A 20078-nucleotide genomic window follows, 5' to 3' on the forward strand; every position below is an offset into this window, starting at 1 on the left:
ATCGTCTCTATGCCAGATCGCCCCTGCCGGGCGCTCGGTCAGGCTGTCTCCCTGGGCATGCGGCGTCAATTTGCGGGGTCGCCTGTCGTCCGGCGCCGCTTCGCCGCGCATCGTCAACCGGAAACTTCGACAACGCGCTTATGCGCGTGGTGCTTGCGGCGTCCAACGCTTGTGCCGGGCTTGTTTTTCACCAGAACGGCTACCAGCACGAAACCCGTCAAGCAAAGCGTCGCCGACAGGCCGAACGACACATCCACCCCAAAGAAGCTTGCGGCAGCTTGGCCCATGCTGGGCGCGCTTGCGTTGGTCACGGTGGTCGAGGCGGAGATGATCAGCGCGGTTCCCAGGGATCCGGCAACTTGGCGCAGGGTGTTGTTGACCGAGGTTCCGTGGTTCACGATTTCAGTCGGAAGGGCATTCAACCCCCAGGTGGTGATGGGCATGTTCACAAGCGATAGGCCGAACAGCCTTACAGTATACAGGGCCGCAACCATGATGATGCCCGAATGCGGCCCTAGAAGCGAAAAGCAGAAGGTGGTGATCGTCAACATGCCCATGCCCACGAGCGCCAGCATGCGCGGGCCATGCCTGTCGAACAGGCGCCCCGCAATCGGCCCCATCACGGCCATGATGAGAGCGCCGGGCAGCAGCACCAGGCCGGACACCGTGGCGGAATAGCCCATAAGCGACTGTAGATAAATGGGAACCAAGATAATGGCGGCCAGCAACGCTCCTTGCACCAGCATGACGATGATCACGGCTACCAAAAAACGACGGTTTTGCAGCACGCGCACCTGAAGCATGGGGTGCTCCATGCGCAGTTGCCGGCGGAAGAACAGCACCAACGAGCCCATGCCCAGCATCGTCCCGACCACTGCGCTTAGGGTGGGCCCCGACGACCCCAAGGTGGAAAGCCCGTACAAAAGCCCGCCAAAGCCCAAGGTGGAAAGCGCTACGGACAGCACGTCCAGCTTGACGTCCTTGTTCACGTGATCGGTTGATTTGAGCACGACGGCCGCCGCAATCGCCACGGCGCTCGAGAGCGCGGCGATGCCGAAGAAGATGTCGTGCCACGTGGCGTGGTCGATGATGATGCCCGCAACCGTTGGGCCGATTGCAGGCGCAAACGCTATCACGATAGCGTATATGCCCATGGCTGAGCCGCGTTTTTCAAAGGGGAAGGTGCGCAAAAGCACGGTCATTACCAGCGGCAGCAAAATGCCTGCGCCTGCCGCCTGCACGAGGCGCCCACCTAAAAGAACGGCAAACGAAGGGCCCCACCCGGCAAGAAGGCTGCCTACGGCGAAGATGCCCATTGCCGCAACGAACAAGCAGCGCGTGGGAAACCTGTCGGTCAAAAATGCCGTAATGGGAATCATGATGGCGTTCATAAGAGTGAAGCCCGAGGTAAGCCACTGGGCATCGGCGGCATTGACGCCCATTTCGGACATGATGGAGGGCAGAACGGGGGCGACGACGGTCTGGTTCAAAATGGCGACGAACGATCCAAGCATGAGAAGGGCCAAGGTGACGATCTGTTTATGCGACAAGCCCATAGAGCCGTTCCTTTCGAATACGAGGGCGTTTCAAAGGACGTAGCGCCTCCGGCCAGGTTACAAAGCAACCATGTTGGGAGGCGCTACGTCTGGGCAATCCATTAACTTACACTTAGTATAAATATCTACCAAATAGAAGGAAAGACCGTAAAGCGAAAGTTGTGGTACCCTGCACGTAAACGGCATATCAACAGCGTCGGGAGGTTGCGTTTACTGTGGCGGAGGTTGCATCCGAGGGATTGCGGTATCGTAAAAAATTAAAAGCTCGTTTGAACGTGGAGCGTGCTGCGCTTGAATTGGTTATCGAACACGGCTTCGACGGAGTGACGGTCGAGGATATTTGCGAACGTGCGGAGATTTCCAAGAAGACGTTTTTCAATTACTTCTCGTCCAAGGCATCGGCCGTGATGGGTCGGATGGACGTGTTTCCAGATGAGAATCGCCTGGTAGAGCTTCTTAAAGAGCATGCAGACGCGTGTTATCTTGATGTGTTGATCGACGTGGTGGGAGCCCGGTTGTCCTCGGGCGTGGACGAGGGCGTCGTCGAGCTGCGCCGCGAGGCTTTGCGTTCGATGCCGCAGCTGTTCTTCCAGGGGCAGCGCGACCTGCTGGCCGTGCAGCATTCCATTGCGCAGGCGTTGCGCTTGCTGTTGGCGGAGTGCCCCGGCCGGCGCATGCTTGCAGGCCGGTCGGTTGAAGAGGAGGCGCTGGTCGCCTCGTCAACCGCAATCGGGCTTGCTCGCACGCGCGCCATGCTGCACGTGCGTGGCGACAGTGCTTTCTCCGCCGCCGACACGCGCCGCATGATTGCGGAGTACCTGCTAGCGGGGGATGAGCTGGCAGGCTCCGATGCCGGCTCATGCACAACCAGGGCTCAAGGGATTTGAAAAGCTGAAAGGCCCGGCGTTCAAGGCCTGGCGTTCGGCCGTTTGCGGACGACGCTGGTTTTGGCGTTGGGCTTTGCCGGGCGGAGTGCGCGCGGGAGCGCGTATACTGGGAGACTGCAATCGGTTCGCCGCTGCCGTGCTGCGTCGAATCCGAAGCTTGCGTGTTCGCTTGCGAGAAGAAGGGACCGCGTATGCCGTCTCGCTCGAATCCCCCATTCGCTTCGTGGCGCTTTGCCCCGACGTGCTCCCGGCCGCTCGCTCGCTTGATCGCGGTGCTGTGCGCGTTTCTTCTGGTGGTTGGGCTTGTGCCCATAGCTCCTGTTGCAGCATACGGCGAGGACGGCGATGGGCCTGCGGGCGCAGAAGCTCCCACCGTCGAGGAGATGCTCAACGCGGGACCGTATGTGGAAGGCGAGGCTCTTGTCGTGTACCGCGACAGCGTCTCCCAGCCGCGCTCGCGATGGTTCGAGCCGGTCGACCCGTTGGCGTCTGCGGGGTTTTCGGTAGAGGAGTCGTGGGACTTTTCAGGCGTTGACGCCGTTGCGCCAAAGGAGGAAGACTCTGCGGCGGCGCATGGCGGCATGGCGAGAAGCGCCTTTGGTTTTGGAAACGAGCTCGAATCCGGCTCTTCCGGCGACAATGCAGCGCTTGACGCGAAGATGGATGCGCGCGTGGCGCGCGTAACCAAGTCCAATGCCAGCACGGCCGAGCTTTTGGAAGAGCTCCAGGCGGCAAGGGGCGTGTTGGCGGTTGCCCCCAACTATGTGCGCAAAGTCGCCGAGCCGATTAAGCTTCAGGTGCCGCAGGGGCTTGCAGACGCGATGGCTTCGGCGGCGGCTCCGACGATCCCGGCCGAACCCGCACCCGCGCCCGCAGCCGGTTCGGCATCCGCAGCTTCGACATCCGCCGCCGATGCCGCCGCGCAAGCGCAGCAGCCAGCCCGAAGCGGCGTCCCGACGCGGCCGACTTCCGTTGTGGAAGGCACCGATGTGCTCCCGGTTTACGGGCAGGGCAGCCCCGTCGCAAACGATCCTTTGCTTGCCATGCAGTGGTCGCTTAACAATGCCATCGTCACGGACGGCGGCACGCCTGCGAATTCGGATGTGGATCTTGCCGGCGTGCGCGCTGCAGCGGCCGCGGGGAAGCCCAACATCGTGGCCGTGCTCGATACCGGCGTGGATTGCAGCAACGTCGACCTGCAAGATGCCATGTGGGAGAACCCCGGCGACATCCCCGGTGCGCCGGGTGGTGCGGGCACGCACGGGTTCGACTTCGTCGACGGCGATGATCAGCCGCTTCCCGATAGCAATACGTTCGATGATTCCCATGGAACCCACTGTGCGGGCATCGTGGCTGCGTCCAGCGATAACGCAACGGGAATTTCGGGCGTTTCGCCGAATACCAAGATCATGGCATTCCGCCTGGCTGGTAAATCAACCGGTGGTAATTCCAGCGACAGCACTGCTTTAGCCGCGTACGCATATATTCTGCATGCCAAGTTGGCGGGTGAAAACGTGGTTGCGGCCAGCAATTCTTGGATCGGCCTATACTCGCCGGTGATCGAATATGCTATGAATCAGGCTGGCCGTGCGGGAGTGTTGACGGTGTTTTGCGCTGGCAACGATAGCGTCGATGCGGGCACGGATGCGGTTGGCAGCGTGTCGTACGGACTGTCGGATAGCCCCTATATAGTGAACGTGGCGGCAACTTCGCCGTATGGCGCGTATGCCACCTACAGCAATCATGGCAAGGCTATTGTCGATATCGCCGTGCCGGGATCGGCGATTCTCTCCACGGTTGCCACGGGCGCTCAAGCGTATTTGCCGGCGGCGGCCAAGCTTCTTGATGACGCAGGCCCGACGCCGAACGAGCGCTCGCTGTATTATCACAACATGGCGGACTTTGCGCAGGATGCCGCCAATGCGGAAGTTGTTTTGCTTGGAGTCAATGGAAGCCCTGCCGACCAAGATAGGCTGCAGGTATCGCGGGGAATTGGCCTTGACGGACGCGATGCGCTGCGCTTCGATGTGGAAAACGGCATGGCTCCGGACGAGGGCGTTTCAGTCTCTTGGCGCATTGACAATCCGTTCAAGGGAATGTCGTGGGAGCGGGCTCGTACGGCTCGCGTTGCGGTGATGCCCGGCGTTTCGTTGAGCGAATCGTATGAAAACGGCACGGGCGAAGTCTCTGCCTTCGCTTCCATATATGCGGACGATCCGGAGCATACTCAAGTACTGGGCCTGGGTGGATCGTATGGCGGAATCGACGGGGCTGGTCTTTCGTCGGCGGGTTTTTGGGACGAGGAATCGTTTGAGCTTATTGTCGATCAGGATAGCATTGCAGTTGGCGTGACGGTTTTGGCATGGCCGAGCGATCAATCCAATCGGACCGCTTCTGTCACGGTAACCGATTTCGGCATTGGATTTCCCAGCAACGACCAGGCGTACGGTTACATAGGCGGCACGTCTATGGCGTGTCCGTTGGTGGCTGGCGCTGTGGGATTGCTTGCTTCGGTGCACCCGAACGATTCCGCGCTTGATATACGCGGGCGCATCGTAGGGGGGACGAAAAGCCTGCACGATGCGGCATCGGGAGATTTCCCCGCCTATGCGGGCAATTACGATACGGCGGGCCGGCCGAAGCGAACCGCATCGAACGGGACGCTCGATCTGTCCGTCGCCGCAGGAGATGCCGTGCATCCCAATACCTGGGCCGCCCGAGCGGTCGAAGACGGTAGCGGCGAAGGCGCGGGAGCCGGCGGCGAAGGCGAAGGCGCGGATGCCGGCGGCGCGAAAACGCTTGTGTTGGAAGGCTATGGATTGCAGCGGGCGACAGCGCTGCTCATCGACGGCGTCGCGGTCGACGATGCTCTGTGGCAAGCGGACGCCGACGGTTCGCGCGTGGTGGTGCGTGAGCCAGCCTTGCTCGACGGCGCGCACCATATGGTGGAGGTGTCGGACGGCAAGGCCACCCATTATGCGAAGTATGCCTTTCCCCTGGTTGACCAGCGAATTTCATTCGAGCGCGTTTCCAGCTTGCCTGACTTCGCGCTTCCCGACGAAGCTGGATCCAACGCGGGAGTCTTGATTGCCGCAGCGGACCGCTTGTTCTGCTTGGATGCGAAGGGGCAGTACCTGTATTCGTTCGATCCGGATGGCGGGGGCGAATGGGAAGCATGCGCTTCTCCTCGTTCGGCGGGGTTCGGCCTTCCGTATTTCCGAGTGGAGACATCGGCTACGTACGCGAATGGAAAAATCTGGTGCGCGGTGCAATACGAAACGGCGTCCGAAGATCCTGATTTCCCCTATGACTTATGCGTCGGTTTGATTTCTTACGACATTGCCGCCGATACGTGGTCTGATGCGCCCATCGGGTGTCTGTATATGCCTTCGTCCGGTTTGGGCGCTTATATCCCTAGAGTGGGAGTTGCCAGCTGCAATGGATCGGTTTTGATGTCGCAAGGCCGCGGGGAGGGGCGCACCGTTCTGAGCTATGATCCTGTGCTGGATGAAGTGGCGATGCTGTGGTCTGCCGGCCAAAGCCCCGCCGACGATCCTTTCTCTACGTTGCTGACCGGTCAGACGTCGGCTATGGCTGCAGCGGGCCCCCTTGTTTGCTTCGCGGGATTCGTCATCGCCGAAGCAGGGCCTGATGGTCAAGCTGCGGAATATGCCTTGACGCTCGGCACCTACGATGGGGAACGGTTCAGCCTGCTGGAGCCCACTGAGAACGCGCCGCGTTGCACCGCCGATGAGTTCGACGTATTCCAAGCCTATACCATGCAGGCCGTGGCGGCTACGGGCGACTCGTTGGTGCTTGCGGGCGAGTCGGCAAAGGGCTTGGGCGAGGTGTACGCCGTAGATGCCCGAACGGGGCAGTGGCGCGGACTGGGCGCGAAGGCTCCCGGCAAGGGGCGAGCCGCCGTTTCCTCGGCGTGTTTCTGCCGAGGGTCCTACTACGTGCTGGCTGCGAGCGAGGACGAGGGCGGCTGGCCGACTACGTCGCTGTATCGTTTGCCCGATCAAGTGGAGTTGACGCCGAACGATCATGTGGCCGCTGCGCGGGCTGCGGAAGGCGGCGCGGCGCAGGTGAGCTATGATGCGATAGCGGGGCCCAAGACGCGTGCGGAAGATGGCTTGACGGGCGCGTCGTCGCAGGTAGAGCACGTGGTTTTGGGCGATACGGTCACGTGGGCCGCAACGCCTGACAAGGGTTATTCGTTTGAGGGATGGTACGCTCAAGACGGCTCGCTCGTTGACGAAGAGGCCGTTCATCGGCAGCCCGTGACGGCCGATGTGACGTTGACCGCTCGGTTCGCCGCCGTCGGGCCCGGCCCCGGCCCTGCGCCAGGCGGCGGATCCGAGCCGACGCCGCCGATGGCGCCGCAGGCGCAGCCCGACCCGAAGCCGCTCGCGTCCACCGGTGACGGGGCGCTTGCTGCGGTGGCGGTCGTCGCGCTTTCGGCGGCGGGGCTGATCTGCGCTCTGGCGCTTGCCGCGCGACGACGCCGTGTCGGGCGCTAAAGGCGGAGGCGGTTGATGCGGGGCGCTTGTTGATGCGGGGCGCTTTTTTCGGGACGCTGCCGAGGTAGGTGGCGTCCCGTCCCGTCCTCGCGCACCCTCGCGCGTTTCGCCCCGTTTTGCCCCGTTTTGCCCCGTTCCCGATTTCGAAAAATCCCTTGCCATTTTTTCCCAACGTTATGCTAAAGTATGCGCCACAACTGAATACCTTGAAACCGATGAGGCGAAAGACAAGCCATCATGAGCACTCACAGAGAGCGGGCGCAGCTGAGATTCCCGCAGTAAGCTGGATGGTATATGGATCGCTGAGGGAAAGGGGAAAGGGAGGCGCGGCGCGCAAGCGATCAAGCCGACCGAGTATCCGGACCGTGAGCCTGCGTTAAAGGCGGAGCATGTGATGGCATGCTCATGAGAGGGCCTCGAAATCGAGGCCAATAAAGGTGGCACCGCAGGTTGAAGACCTGTCCTTTATACGTAAAGGACAGGTCTTTTTTTTGTGCGCGGACGCGTAGAGGAAGGAAGCGAACATGGATCGTTGTCAGGAAAGCGGAGCGGCATCCGCCATACCGGTGCCGAAAGGCCGGCTGCGCGAGATGCCCGTCCCAAAGAAGAAGGCGGGCCTCACCACCCAGGATCTCATCCTGATAGCCGTGCTGCTGGCAGCGGGCGCGGTACTCAAGCTGACGGTGGGCAGCGTGCTCACGTTCGCAGGCATGAAGCCCAACTTCATCATAGCCATGTACTGCCTGGCCATTGCGCTTACGCGGCCGAAGCCTTCGCAGGCGTTGGTGGTGGGTCTGCTGGCTGGCCTGATCTGCCAGATCCCCTTGCTGAGCGCTACGCCTTGGCTGAACATCCCCTCCGAGGCGCTCGGCGCTCTGACCATGGGCTTGCTGGTGCTGATCCCCATGAAGGTGGGCCGCCTCAACGTGGGCACCGCCGTTGCGGCGTTCGTGTCCACGGTGGTGTCGGGCTATACGTTCGTGCTGTTGCTGGCCGCCATGAACGGCATAGACCTGGTGGTGGCCGTGGTCAGCTACGCGATCATGGTGTTCGGAACGGCGGCGTTCAACGCGGCGCTCGTGCAGATACTGGTTCTTCCCTTGCAGAAAGTGTTGAAGAAGTAGCCCGATTCGGGCAGAGAGCATGAAGGAATACCATCATGATAGAGATACGAGATTTCAGTTTCCGTTATCGCGAGGGAGTTGCCCCCACCGTGCTGGATGTGAATCTGACCATACCGGATGGCGCGTTCGTGGGCATTACGGGCGCAGCGGGCTCGGGCAAGTCCACGCTTACGTACGCGCTGAACGGCATCATCCCGCACTGCTATCCCGGCGATTTCTACGGGGAGGTGCTCATCGACGGGCTGGATACCGTGGACACCGATCTAACCGATCTGTCGCGCCTGGTGGGGAGCGTGTGCCAGGACATCGACAGCCAGATGGTGTCGTCGGTGGTGGAAGACGAGATGCTGTACGGGCTGGAGAACTTCGGCGTTCCCCGTGATCGGATCGAGCCGCGCATGGCGGAGGCTTTGGATGCGATGGGCATTTCCCACCTGCGCGACCGCGTGATAGCCACGCTTTCCGGCGGCCAGAAGCAGAAGGTGGCCATCGCGTCCATCCTGGCGCTTCGTCCGCGCGTGCTGGTTTTGGACGAGCCTACGGCCGAGCTGGACCCGGCCAGCTCGCTCGCCGTGTTCGACTTGCTGGCGCGTTACGCGTCCGAGCACGGTACCACCGTGGTGGTGGTCGAGCAGAAGATCGCCCTTTTGTCCGAATACGCCGACCTGCTGGTCATCATGGACGAGGGTTCGGTGCGGTTCGCCGCGCCGCCCGCAGAGGTGCTCGAGCACAGCGACGAGCTGTTGGACATAGGCGTCAACTGCCCGCGTTCGACATCGCTCATGAACAGGCTGCGCAAGCGCGGCCTGTATCGCGGCGCGCTTTGCCGCAACGTGGAACAAGCGACGACGGCGTTGGCCGAATTGCTGCCGAAGGCGGATTCGGGAACGGTTGCCGGAAAGGAGGCGACGGCATGATAGAGTTTCGCGACGTGCATGCGTCCTACGACGAGACGCTGCCCATCCTCAAAGGGGTGAGCTTTTCTATCCGAGAAGGGGAGTTCGTAGCGTTTGCCGGAACGAACGGTGCGGGGAAATCGACCACGATGCGCCTGATGAACGGCTTGTTGAAGCCCGATGCGGGCAAGGTTCTGGTCGACGGCGCCCCCACGACCGATCTCAAAACCAGCCAGCTTGCGCGCACGGTGGGCTTCCTGTTCCAGAATCCCGATCGGCAGATCTGCTCGGGAACGGTGCGCGACGAGCTGCTGTTCGGCTTCAAGGCGCTCGGCGAAGACGGTCCCGATGCGCAGGCTCGCGTGGACGAGGCGGTTCGCTCGTTCGGGTTTCGCGCTGACGACGACCCGTTTTTGCTGAATCGCGGGGCGCGCCAATTGCTGGCGCTTGCGTCGGTCATCGTGCTCGGGCCGCGCGTCTTGGTTTTGGACGAGCCCACGACGGGGCTGGATTATCGCGAGTGCGTGAAGGTGATGGAGGCCGTGCGGGACCTGCACGAGCAGGGCGCCACGGTGATCATGGTGTGCCATGACATGGAAGTGGTGGCCGACTACGCCGAGCGCGTGATCGTGATGGACGACGGACGGGTGGTCGATGACGGCCGTACGTTCGACGTGCTGCGCAATCGGGCTACGCTTGAGCGGGCTTCGCTTGTGCCGCCCCAGGTGACGGCGGTGTCCCTTGGGTTGGCTGCTTGCCGTGCGGACTTGGCCGCCGCAGGCGTTGGCCATGCTGATACGTTGGACGAAATGGAGGCTGCGGTGGCGGCGCTGGCAGGCGCTTCGGACCGCGTCGAAACCCGGAAAGGGGACCGATGATGGGCGGCTTTTTGGAGTACGTGCCGGGCGACAGCTTCCTGCATCGCATGAATCCCGTGGCAAAGCTGGCGTGCGCGCTGCTGTTGTCGGTAGCCTGCTTCTGCACGGGGAACCTGGTGTTTTTGGCTGCGGTGCTCGCGTTCGATTTCGCGTTGGCTGCCGCATGCGGCATGGTTCGCCAGGCTCTCGGCTTGGCGAAGGCGGTGTTCTTTTTCTCGCTTATCCTGGCTGTCATCCAAGTGCTCACCACGCCGACGGGCGCGGTCTTGCTGCCTTTGCCGTGGGGCTACGTTGGGACCGGCGGGTTGATGGCGGCGTTGACCACCATCGTGCGCCTCATCGCGGCGGCGGTTCCCTTGTTCCTGGTTCTGTACGTGACGAAGCTCACCGATTTGTCGAATGCCGTGGTCAAGGTGCTGCGCGTGCCGTATCGCTATGCGTTCACGTTCACGTCGACCGTTCATTTCATTCCCGTGTTCATGAACGACATGAAGGGCATCATGGAAGCGCAGACGGCCCGCGGCGTGGAGTTCGACGCGGGCGGCATCGTGCGCAAGGTGCGCCTCATGGTGCCGCTGTGCGTGCCTTTGCTGGTGTCGTCGGTGCGCAAGACGAACAGCTCGGCCATTGCGGCCGAGGTTCGCGGCTTCAACCTGCGCACTGTGGCCAGCGGCTACAAGGAGTACCCCTTTGCAGCGCGGGACGCGGTCGCGTTTGCCGCATGCCTTCTTCTGGTGGCGGCGGCGCTTGTCTTGGGAGCCGTCCAGTAGCCTGATCGCGGGGCATCGGCGGCCTTTGGAGGCTTTCGCTGCGCAACCGGAGGATTCGAACGGTGGCGGTGGGTCGGCTCGTGCTTTCCTGTGCAATTCTTACAGGAATGTTGCGTATTTCGGCCTGCATGGGCTTCTTCGTCGGCTCTTCGTCATGCTGGCGTTTCGTTTCCCCAGTTCGTGAGAGCAGAGCGTCGAATTGGGCTGATCGGCGCGCAACATTGCGGTGAAAATCGTGCAGGGTGAGGGCTGTGCGCCCTCGATGGGCTCGACCGATGCGCCGACTCGACCGACGCGCTCCCGGCCCGATTTGCAAGCGTGCTCGGCGCTCTCGGATGCGTTCGGTTGGGATGCATCCGGGAGCGCCGCACCCGGCAAGGCTTCCGTTTCGTTGCGATCTTGCGGAGCGTCCCGCATGATCTCCGGATTCTGGTACCATGGCATTTGAAATTGCTGCTTGGAAGGAATCATATATGTTCACCATCGGATGCCATCTATCGAGCGCCAAAGGCTATCTCAAAATGGCCGAATCCGCCATATCCATCGACGCCAACACGTTCCAGTTCTTCACGCGCAATCCGCGCGGCGGGAAGGCCAAGGAGATCAACCCGAAGGACGTTGCGGCCTATGCCGCATATGCGGAAGAGCACGGCATCGTGCGCATACTGGCCCATGCGTCCTACACTTTGAACCCGGCATCCGACAAGCAGCAGACGCGCGATTTCGCGCTCATGGTTTTGGCCGAAGACCTGGTGCGCATGGAAGAGACGCCGCATCAGCTGTACAACATGCATCCGGGCAGCGCGGTGGGGCAGCCCGTTGAGGTTGCCGTCGGCAAGATAGCCGACGCGCTCAACCGCTCGTTGCTGCCTCATCAGACCACCACGCTTCTGCTTGAAACGATGGCGGGCAAGGGAAGCGAGGTCGGCGGTACGTTCGAGGAGCTGGCCGCCATCATCGCGCAGATCGAACTGCAAGATCATGTGGGCGTGTGTCTTGACACGTGCCATGTATGGGATGCGGGCTACGACATTGCGGGAGATCTGGATGGCGTGCTGGCGGAGTTCGACCGCGTGATCGGTCTCGACCGTTTGCGCGCTATCCATCTGAACGACAGCTTGAACCCGTGCGGTTCGCATAAGGACCGTCATGCGCGCATCGGCGAGGGGCAGATTGGCTTCGAGGCCCTTGCCGCGGTGACGAACCATCCGAAGCTGCGCGACCTGCCGTTCTACCTGGAAACGCCCAACCCTGATCTGGCGGGCTACGCCGAAGAGATCGCCAAGCTGCGCGCGAGGCGCAAGGAGGATGCAGCTCGCTTGTAGCGTCGAACGCCGTTCGCGGCGTGCGAAGGGGAGGGCAAGGCGGCGCGATTCTGCTACTTGATGACTACGGCTTGGGCGCCTAGCTCGTAGTAGCGTGCGGTCAGCTGCTGCAAGCTGCACTTCGTTTGCCCGACGAGCGAGTCGCTGATCAGCGCCGTGCCCTTATGCAGATCGTAGCCGCTCGCTACAACGCAGTGGCTGTTCGGATAGAGTCGATAGACGCGGCCGTTCGCCTGTTCGACCCGATAGGCGTCGCCCGGGCTTTCAAGCCCTATCGTGCACCAGACGATGACGGGATTTCCGGCGGCAACCTCGTCAAGCACCTCTTCGATCGTCGATCCGGTAAGGTCGAATGCCCCCAAAGGGGATCCCTGCGCGGAAAGGTACGCGTTGGCGGTCCGGACGATGGCCGGCGCCATGCAGCTGTGACCGTCGGTTGCATGCGGATCGCCCATGAACGCGGTTACGAAGTCGCTGTCGCTACGGGGCAGCCATGCATCGGCGATCTCGGTTTTGTCGAGTTCGAACCCAAGCGACAGCAGCGCGTTGGTCAGCGCGATCGATTCGCAGCCAGTGGGAAGCTCGGGGTTCTGCTGGAGCGCGGGCACGTCGAACGATACGGCTCTCGTCATGGAAGAGGAGTCTGCTTGCAAGGCGGCCACGTCCTGCGTGGCCCGCTCTTCGGAGTGGACGTCGGCGGCTGCGCGCGAAGAGGTCAGCAGGGAAAACGATACCGCGCCCGCGATCAGCAGCGCCGTCGCAAAAGCGCATAGGCGCACGGCTGTCCGGCGGTTGCGCTGCCGATTGAATATCGGACGTTCACATCGTGCGCGAGGGAGGGCCTGCCGGACGAGCGGTCGACGGCGGCGCGGGGCGCAACGGGCGCGCAATGTGCGCCTGCGAGGCTGTTCGACGGTCATGCGGCATCTTTCTCTCGAGCTGGGCGTGCTGCCAGCTTGTCGGTCGATGTTGAAAGCAGCCCGGCAGGCGTTCGCAGGGCCTCTTCATATCGAACACGTCGCACGATGCCGAATCGTTTCGCCCGCGGCAAAACCTCTTCGATTTTGCATTGAATGTTTGTGTCGGGCGTCGTAGGGCCTCATCGGCCGCATGGTCGCACGCTGCGCTTGTTTGGTGGAAAGGCCGGCAAGTTAACGGCGGCAATGTCACGTGTCGGCGGCGCCTTCGCAGGATCGGCGCCTTCTGCCAAAACGATCGAGTTTTGCGGCGATTTTTCGCCTTGTCGAGGCAATGCGATTAGGGGCGGTTTTTATCATGCCTGGTCAGAGGCTTGTCGCTTGCCATTATCCTTGTTTGAGGACCAGTAAAACTCATCTTTTTTGGCAGAAGGCACGGGCGTACGGCGCGATCCTAAAGATCGGGCGCACGGCATGACGCGAACGGGCGTGTCATGCCGCGCCCGTTCGCGTCATGCCGTGCGCCCGCCGGGCGCGCTCGCCTCCTGATCTCCCGTCGCGTTTTTCGACGTACCCTCTTGGAGCCTTGGAGGGCTTACCTCATCAGCATTCTCAGCAGCTTCATCTTCGTGCTGTCGAACGGGGGGTTGCGGATGGGAAGCTCGAGCCACGTGCCCTTCTTGAGCGTCGACTTGTAATGGGTGAAGCAGTCGAAGCCCGTCTTGCCGTGATACGCGCCCATGCCGGAGTTTCCCACGCCGCCGAAGCCCATGTGGTTGTTCGCCAGATGGATGACCACGTCGTTGATGGTGGCGCCTCCGAAGGGCAGTTCGCGCACCACGCGCTCCTGCACGGCGCGGTCGTCGGAGAACACGTAGCAGGCCAGCGGCTTCTCGAACGTGCGCACGATGTCGAAGGCCTGGTCGAGCGAGCGGTACGTAAGGATGGGCAGCACGGGTCCGAAGATCTCCTCGTTCATGACGGGGTCGTCGAGCGTCACCCCGCGCAGGCACGTGGGCTCGATGCGCAGCGTTTCGGGGTCGCCGTGGCCGCCGAACGCCACCGTCGCGTCCGGGTTGCGATTCTCGATGAGCCCCATGACGCGTTCGAAGTGGCGCTGCGATATCATGTGCGGCCATTCGTCGCATGCGAGGATGTTCTTGCCGTAGTATTGGTGAAAGCTTGCGTCCAGCTGCGCCACGAAGTCGTCCACCACGTTCTCGTGCACCAGGAAGTAGTCGGGCGCCACGCAGGTCTGCCCGCTGTTGATCCCTTTGCCCCAGGCGATGCGCTGCGCCGCCCGCTTCACGTTGGCCGTTTCGTCCACGATGCAGGGGCTCTTGCCGCCCAGCTCCAGCACCACGGGCGTCAGGTGCTTGGCCGCCGCCTCCATGATGGTGCGGCCCACGTTGGGGCTGCCGGTGAAGAAGATCTGGTCCCAGCGCACTTCCAGAAGCCAGTCGTTCATAGCACCCGAACCGGGGAACCCGCACACGAACTCGGGTGGGAACACGCATGCCAACAGGTCGATCAAAAGCTCGCTCGTGGCTTTTGACGTGCGGGAAGGCTTGAGCGCTACGCAGTTGCCGGCTGCGATGGCGTCCACCAGCGGCACAAGCGCCAGTTGTACGGGGTAGTTCCACGGCGACAGCACCAGCACCGTGCCCAGGGGGCTGGGGTACACCTTCGACGTGGAGTGGAAGTGCGCGATGGGCGTACGCACCCGGCGCGGCCGCGCCCACGAGTTCAGGTGCTTCAGGCAGGTGTTGATCTCGTCGTAGACCAGGCCCAATTCGGTTGCGTAGCCCTCGAACGGGGCTTTTCCCAGGTCGGCATGGAGCGCGTCCAGAATGCGTTCTTCATTCGCCTTGAGGTGGCTTTTCAGCTTGACGAGCGCTTCGCGGCGGTACTCCACCTGCAACGTGGCGCCTGTTTGGAAGAAGTCGCGCATGCGCTGCGCCTGCGCCTCGACGTCGGCGATGCTCTCGAAGGTGGGTGCGGTGGTCATGGGTGCTCCTTCGCGGTTCGATCAGTAGGCGGCTTCCAGGATGCGCAGCGCAACATCCACGGTGATCTCGGTCTTGTTGTACAGCGCGGCGCCGTCGTAGCGCGCTTGACGCGCGACGGCCTCAAGCTGGTCGTGCTCCACGCCCATTTCGGAGAGCTTGAGCGGCACGCCGTAGGAGTCGTGGTACAGGTCGTTGAGCGCGAACAGGTGCTCGCAGAAAGCCCCGTCGCGGGCGTCGGCCGACGCGTTTGCGCCTAAAGACGCGGCGCGGGCCGGCGCTAGGTGCGGCAGCAGCTCCCCGTACAGGCCGGCGTGCGTGCCCGTGTCCAGGTTGTACGCAACGCAGTGGGGAAGCAGCATCATCATGGCTTGCCCGTGGGGGATGTGGCACAGCCCGCCCAGCGAATGCCCGATGGCATGCACGATGCCCACCATGGCGTTGCTGAACGCGGCGCCGGCCATGAGCGATCCGAGCGCAAGGTTGGTGCGCGCCTCCTCGTTTTGACCGTCGCGGCACGCTATGGGAAGGTTTTGCGCGATCAGCTCGATCGCCTTCACGGCAAAGGCATCGGACACGGGATTTTTCTGAATGGACGTGTACGCCTCGATGGCGTGCGTGAGCGCGTCCATGCCCGTGGTGGCGGTCAGTTTCGGTGGCAGCGATGCGGTCAGCGCGGGATCCAGCACGGCCACGTGCGGCACCAGCTTGTAGGACGTGAACGACAGTTTCGCATGCTTTTCCGTGTCGGCCACCACGGCCACCAGCGTAACCTCGCTGCCGGTTCCCGCCGTGGTGGGCACGGCTATGAACGGCGGCATGTCGTTTTGCAGGATCTCCGCGCCCTGCAGCGTGGCGAAGTCGACGCCTTCGCAGGCAAGCGAGGCCGCGGCGCCTTTCGTGGTGTCGATGACCGATCCGCCGCCGATTGCCACGAACCCGTCGCATCCGCGCTGCGCGTACAGCTGCGCCACCTGATTCACCACGTCCATCGACGAGTCGGGCGGCACCTGGTCGAACAACTCGTAGGGTATGCCGGCGGCATCCAGCACGTCGGTGAGCTTCGCGGCAACGCCCAGTTTCACCAGTCCGGCGTCGGTCATGACCAGCGGGTGCGTCATGCCTTGGTCGGCGATCTCTACCGGAAGCTTGTCCAGGGCGTGCTGGCCGCAGACTATTTTGGTGGGGCAGCTGAATTCGAAACCTTGCATGGGGCTATCCTTTCCGTTGCTCTGTCGGGCGGGGGAGCGCTTCGGCTGCGCGCTTCGGCGCGCGATAGGCGGCCCGCCAGCCGAAGAACATCTTCAGCAGCGCGGTGAACAGGTAGGTAAGGGCCACGCCCGTGCTGTTGGGCCCGCGGGTCGAGAACGCGCGCTGCGCAAGCGCGTCCTGCAGCGTCATGGCGCCGGAGAAGCAGGCGAACGCATAGGCGGGCGATCGAAACGCGATCACGTAATCCACCGTCGCGGCGCTTGCGTCGGCGCTGGGAAGGCCGCTTCCCGGCTCCACGTCTTGCGCGACGGCATCGGGCGGCACGCGCTTGAACGATGCGCCGGGGGTGCGGCGGCATGCGCACGACAGGCCGGTCCCGCCGACCGTCAGCATGAAGGTGCAGCCAGGTTCAAGGTAGTCTATTTCCGCCTGGATGCGCTTGGATGCATGGCGAAACAGCGACAGCAGCAAGGGGAGCAGGCGCAGCAGGATGCGGATATACAGCTCTTGCGCGCGCTGGGCCAGGGTGCGATGCGGGCGGGCGGGTTGATCCATACGCGCTCCTTCGATAGGGGTTTGCCTACGTTGCTCGTATCATACCGCGCCGTTGCCGGATGCGGAGGGAAGAGTGCTTTTCGCGGTGCGCCGCACCGTGCGATCGGGCGGTTGCCGATTGCGCTGCGGGCGCGGTGCGGTCGGCTCGCGCTTCGTTGGCGTCTTTGCACCTGCCAGTGTACGGCTTGGTTTCGGTACGTACACCAAACGGTGTAATTCCATGACGCGAAGATGACGATTGAGTGCAAGCGATCCAGATCAGAAGCTTGGCGTGCTAAGGTGACCGCGTTACAAGCAGTACGTAAGACGAGTGATCGCGATACGAAATAAAGGAGCGTGAAGCATATGAGCGAAACCAATGGAACCACCCCGAGCGGCAGCCCCTTGCCGCCGAAGCCGGGCGACGAGCGCGCCCAGCACGTTGCTCCTGCGGGACAGCAACCTTACTACCAGCAGCCGGGTCATGGGTACGCCACGGCGCAGCACACCGCCGTGCCGTCGACGCCTCAGGCCAAGTCTCACGGCGGCCGGACGTTCGGCTTGGCATTCGCCGGCGCGGCCCTTGCCTGCGTCATCGGGCTGGGCGGGTTCGGCATCTGGCAAGCCGCGAGCGCAGGCTCGTCTTCCGGCGGGTCGGCTCCGGCGCAATTGGGATCCTCGGGCGGCACCGTCATCAACGCCCAGGGCGAGAGCGTGACGCTGCCCGAGGCCGTGGCAAGCAAGGCTCTGCCTTCCGTGGCCGCCATCGACGTGTACACGAACCAGTCCGGCATGGGCATGTACGGCTCCGGCGCAAGCGGGTCCACCTTGACGCAGTCGTCGCTGGGCAGCGGCGTGGTCCTAACCAAAGACGGCTACATCGTGACGAACTATCATGTGGTCCAAGGCGCCGACGCGCTTAAGGTGACCGTCGGCGGCGACACCTACGACGCCAAGGTCGTGGGAAGCGACCCCAGTTCCGACCTGGCCGTCGTCAAGGCCCAGGATGCCAACAACCTGACGCCTGTCGAGGTTGGCGACTCCGATAACCTGACCATTGGCGAATGGGTCATGACCATCGGCAGCCCCTTCGGTTTGGAGCAGTCCGTCGCCACGGGCATCGTGTCGGCCACCAGCCGCTCTCAGATCATGGACAGCAACGCCCAGCAGGGCGGGTCGGGCGAAGTGACCATCTATCCGAACATGATCCAGACCGACGCGGCCATCAACCCCGGCAACTCGGGTGGCGCGCTTGTTGACGCCGAGGGCAAGCTGATCGGCATCAACACCCTGATCACGTCGAACTCCGGCAACTACTCCGGCGTCGGGTTCGCCATCCCGGTGAACTACGCGGTCAACATCGCCCAGCAGATCATCGACGGCAAGACCCCGACCCATGCACAGCTTGGCGTGTCCCTGTCCACGGTCAACGCTCAGAACGCCCAGCGCTACGGCCTTGCGGTTGACAGCGGCGCGTACGTGGCTGCGGTGAACCCCGGCTCCGGCGCGGCCGAGGCGGGCTTGCAAGTTGGCGATATCGTCACCAAGCTTGACGGCAAGAACGTTGCCTCGGCAAGCGACCTCATGCTGGGGATTCGTGCCAAGAACCCCGGCGACAAGATCTCCCTTGAGGTGAACCGCGGAGGCGAGACCAAGCAGATCGAGGTCACGCTGGGCTCGGACGAGGCTTCGCAGGCTGCCACCACGCAGCAGAACAGCGCTCCTTCCAAGGAGTCCATGCTCGAGCGTCTGTTCGGCGGCGGTAGCGGCGAGTCGCAGCAGAACGCCGCGTAAACAACCTGGACGCCCTTCTTTCTCGACGGCCCCTGCACATGCGGGGGCCGTCGTGTGTTGCGGGCGCATGCGCGGCGGCTTCCCCTCTCGAACGGGGCCGAATCGGAGGCGAGGCGTCCGCGCGAGGGCCGGTGCGTCGTCTGTCCTTTGCGTGAAATGCCCGAAAACGATCGTACCGCCTTCGCGGCCGTTTCTTTTTCGGGTACTATAGATGGGCTAAAAGCAAAACAATGAACGACCACCGAGAGGATAGAGTCTATGTCTGAAGAGTATCGGTACAAGCGCGTGCTGCTCAAACTGTCCGGCGAAGCGCTGGCGGGGGATGTTGGCTACGGTATCGATCCCAAGGTGGTCGACGACCTGGCCGACCAGATCGCCGACATCGTGCGAGACGGCGTGCAGCTCGCCGTGGTGGTGGGCGGCGGCAACATCTTCCGCGGCTTGGCCGGATCGGCCGAGGGCATGGACCGCGCGCAGGCCGACTACATCGGCATGCTGGCCACGGTCATGAACTCGCTGGCTTTGCAGGACGCGTTCGAGCGCCATGGCATTTTCTCGCGCGTGCAGAGCGCCATCAACATGCAAGAAGTTTCCGAACCCTATATTCGCCGCCGCGCCATCCGCCACATGGAGAAGGGCCGCGTGGTCATCCTGGCAGCCGGCACGGGCAACCCGTACTTCACCACCGACACCACGGCCGCCCTGCGCGCGTGCGAGCTGGACGTCGACGTGCTCATGAAGGCCACGAAGGTCGATGGCGTGTACGACAGCGACCCCAAGAAGAACCCGGACGCCAAGCGCTACGACAGCATCAGCTACATGGACGTGCTGTCGCAGGGGCTCAACGTCATGGACTCCACGGCCACGTCGCTGTGCATGGACAACAACGTGCCCATGATCGTGTTCGACCTGACCGTGAACGGGAACATTTCACGGGCTTTGAAGGGCGAAAACGTTGGAACCACGGTAGAATAAGGCCATCGAACGAATGCTGCGCTCTTGCGATGGGCGCATTGCAAGAAGCAAGGTGAAAGGAACCAGTGATGATCGACGATATCATGCTGCAGGCTGAGGAGCGTATGCAGGGCGTGCTCAATTCGTTGGGCAACAACTTCTCCTCCGTTCGTACGGGACGCGCGAACGCTATGGTGCTCGACCGCATTCGAGTTGACTATTACGGCGTGCCCACGCCGGTGAACCAGATGGCGGGCGTCAAGGCTCCCGACGCGCACATGCTGGTCATCGAGCCGTGGGACAAGGGCGTGCTGGGCGCCATCGAGCAGGCCATTTTGGCCAGCGATCTGGGCGTGACCCCTTCCAACGACGGTTCGGTCATCCGCTTGCCGTTCCCTACGCTTACCGAGGAGCGTCGTCGTGACCTGGTGAAGCAGTGCAAGGGCTACGCCGAAGAGGCTCGCGTTGGCGTGCGCAAGGCGCGCCAGGATGCCAATGCCGCCATCGAGCGTTCCGTCAAAGAGGACAATCTCCCCGAAGACGACGAGCGTCGTGCCCAGGCCGAGGTCCAGAAGCTTACCGACAAGTACGTTGCCGAGGTGGACGAGGCCTTCAAGAAGAAAGAAGCCGAGGTGATGGAGATTTAGCTCGGCGCAAGCTGGGATAAATCTCCGAAGCCGACGATCGCACGATCGTCGGCTT

The 20078-nt window shown here is 62.7% G+C and carries 15 protein-coding genes; 10 read left to right on the forward strand and 5 right to left on the reverse strand.

The window, feature by feature from the left end; translation table 11 throughout:
• Positions 1–113: 113 nt before the first annotated feature.
• Complete coding sequence (locus DMP08_RS01155) at positions 114–1556, reverse strand: MDR family MFS transporter (RefSeq protein ID WP_123191162.1); 1443 nt, start codon at positions 1554–1556, stop codon at positions 114–116.
• Positions 1557–1771: 215 nt separating this feature from the next.
• Here DMP08_RS01155 and DMP08_RS01160 point away from each other — a divergent pair, with 215 nt between their 5' ends.
• The 7 genes from DMP08_RS01160 (at position 1772) to DMP08_RS01190 (ending at position 11959) form a co-directional block, all read left to right on the forward strand.
• Positions 1772–2443 (forward strand): TetR/AcrR family transcriptional regulator, encoded by a 672-nt coding sequence (locus DMP08_RS01160; protein WP_123191163.1) that lies wholly within the window; start codon positions 1772–1774, stop codon positions 2441–2443.
• A 191-nt stretch (positions 2444–2634) separates the two neighbouring features.
• Positions 2635–6966, forward strand: coding sequence for a S8 family serine peptidase (locus DMP08_RS01165; protein ID WP_123191164.1), 4332 nt, complete (start codon positions 2635–2637; stop codon positions 6964–6966).
• A gap of 524 nt (positions 6967–7490) precedes the next feature.
• Complete coding sequence (locus DMP08_RS01170; protein WP_244596719.1) at positions 7491–8090, forward strand: hypothetical protein; 600 nt, start codon at positions 7491–7493, stop codon at positions 8088–8090.
• Between the two features lie 35 nt (positions 8091–8125).
• Entirely contained in the window at positions 8126–9007 is an 882-nt protein-coding gene (locus DMP08_RS01175; protein WP_123191165.1) for an energy-coupling factor ABC transporter ATP-binding protein, read from the forward strand.
• Positions 9004–9864, forward strand: coding sequence for an energy-coupling factor ABC transporter ATP-binding protein (locus DMP08_RS01180; protein ID WP_123191166.1), 861 nt, complete (start codon positions 9004–9006; stop codon positions 9862–9864). The genes DMP08_RS01175 and DMP08_RS01180 overlap by 4 nt, the downstream gene beginning before the upstream one ends.
• Complete coding sequence (locus tag DMP08_RS01185) at positions 9864–10634, forward strand: energy-coupling factor transporter transmembrane component T family protein (protein ID WP_123191167.1); 771 nt, start codon at positions 9864–9866, stop codon at positions 10632–10634. Before DMP08_RS01180 ends, DMP08_RS01185 begins: the two co-directional genes overlap by 1 nt.
• A gap of 473 nt (positions 10635–11107) precedes the next feature.
• Complete coding sequence (locus DMP08_RS01190; RefSeq protein ID WP_123191168.1) at positions 11108–11959, forward strand: deoxyribonuclease IV; 852 nt, start codon at positions 11108–11110, stop codon at positions 11957–11959.
• Between the two features lie 53 nt (positions 11960–12012).
• Here the strand turns inward: DMP08_RS01190 and DMP08_RS01195 are convergent, their stop codons facing one another.
• The 4 genes from DMP08_RS01195 to DMP08_RS01210 all read right to left on the reverse strand — a co-directional run bounded on the left by DMP08_RS01195 (position 12013) and on the right by DMP08_RS01210 (position 16649).
• Positions 12013–12738 (reverse strand): C39 family peptidase, encoded by a 726-nt coding sequence (locus tag DMP08_RS01195; protein WP_244596721.1) that lies wholly within the window; start codon positions 12736–12738, stop codon positions 12013–12015.
• 733 nt (positions 12739–13471) lie between these two features.
• A complete protein-coding gene (locus DMP08_RS01200) occupies positions 13472–14884 on the reverse strand; it encodes an aldehyde dehydrogenase (RefSeq protein WP_123191170.1) in 1413 nt (470 codons plus the stop codon).
• A gap of 21 nt (positions 14885–14905) precedes the next feature.
• A complete protein-coding gene (locus tag DMP08_RS01205) occupies positions 14906–16093 on the reverse strand; it encodes an iron-containing alcohol dehydrogenase (protein ID WP_123191171.1) in 1188 nt (395 codons plus the stop codon).
• Positions 16094–16097: 4 nt separating this feature from the next.
• Positions 16098–16649: a D-alanyl-D-alanine carboxypeptidase gene (locus DMP08_RS01210; RefSeq protein WP_123191172.1), complete on the reverse strand. Its 552-nt coding sequence runs from the start codon at positions 16647–16649 to the stop codon at positions 16098–16100.
• Positions 16650–16994: 345 nt separating this feature from the next.
• On the opposite strand from DMP08_RS01210, the gene DMP08_RS01215 reads away from it, so the two are divergent.
• The 3 genes from DMP08_RS01215 to frr all read left to right on the forward strand — a co-directional run bounded on the left by DMP08_RS01215 (position 16995) and on the right by frr (position 20023).
• The gene (locus tag DMP08_RS01215) at positions 16995–18422 is read left to right on the forward strand and encodes a S1C family serine protease (protein WP_123191173.1); all 1428 of its coding nucleotides are present in this window, start codon (positions 16995–16997) and stop codon (positions 18420–18422) included.
• 258 nt (positions 18423–18680) lie between these two features.
• On the forward strand, positions 18681–19397 hold the full coding sequence (gene pyrH / locus DMP08_RS01220; protein ID WP_123191174.1) for a UMP kinase: 717 nt from the start codon (positions 18681–18683) through the stop codon (positions 19395–19397).
• Positions 19398–19465: 68 nt separating this feature from the next.
• Entirely contained in the window at positions 19466–20023 is a 558-nt protein-coding gene (gene frr, locus DMP08_RS01225; RefSeq protein WP_123191175.1) for a ribosome recycling factor, read from the forward strand.
• Positions 20024–20078 lie beyond the last annotated feature (55 nt).

This window comes from Paraeggerthella hongkongensis, from assembly GCF_003726035.1.
Lineage (GTDB): Bacteria > Actinomycetota > Coriobacteriia > Coriobacteriales > Eggerthellaceae > Paraeggerthella > Paraeggerthella hongkongensis.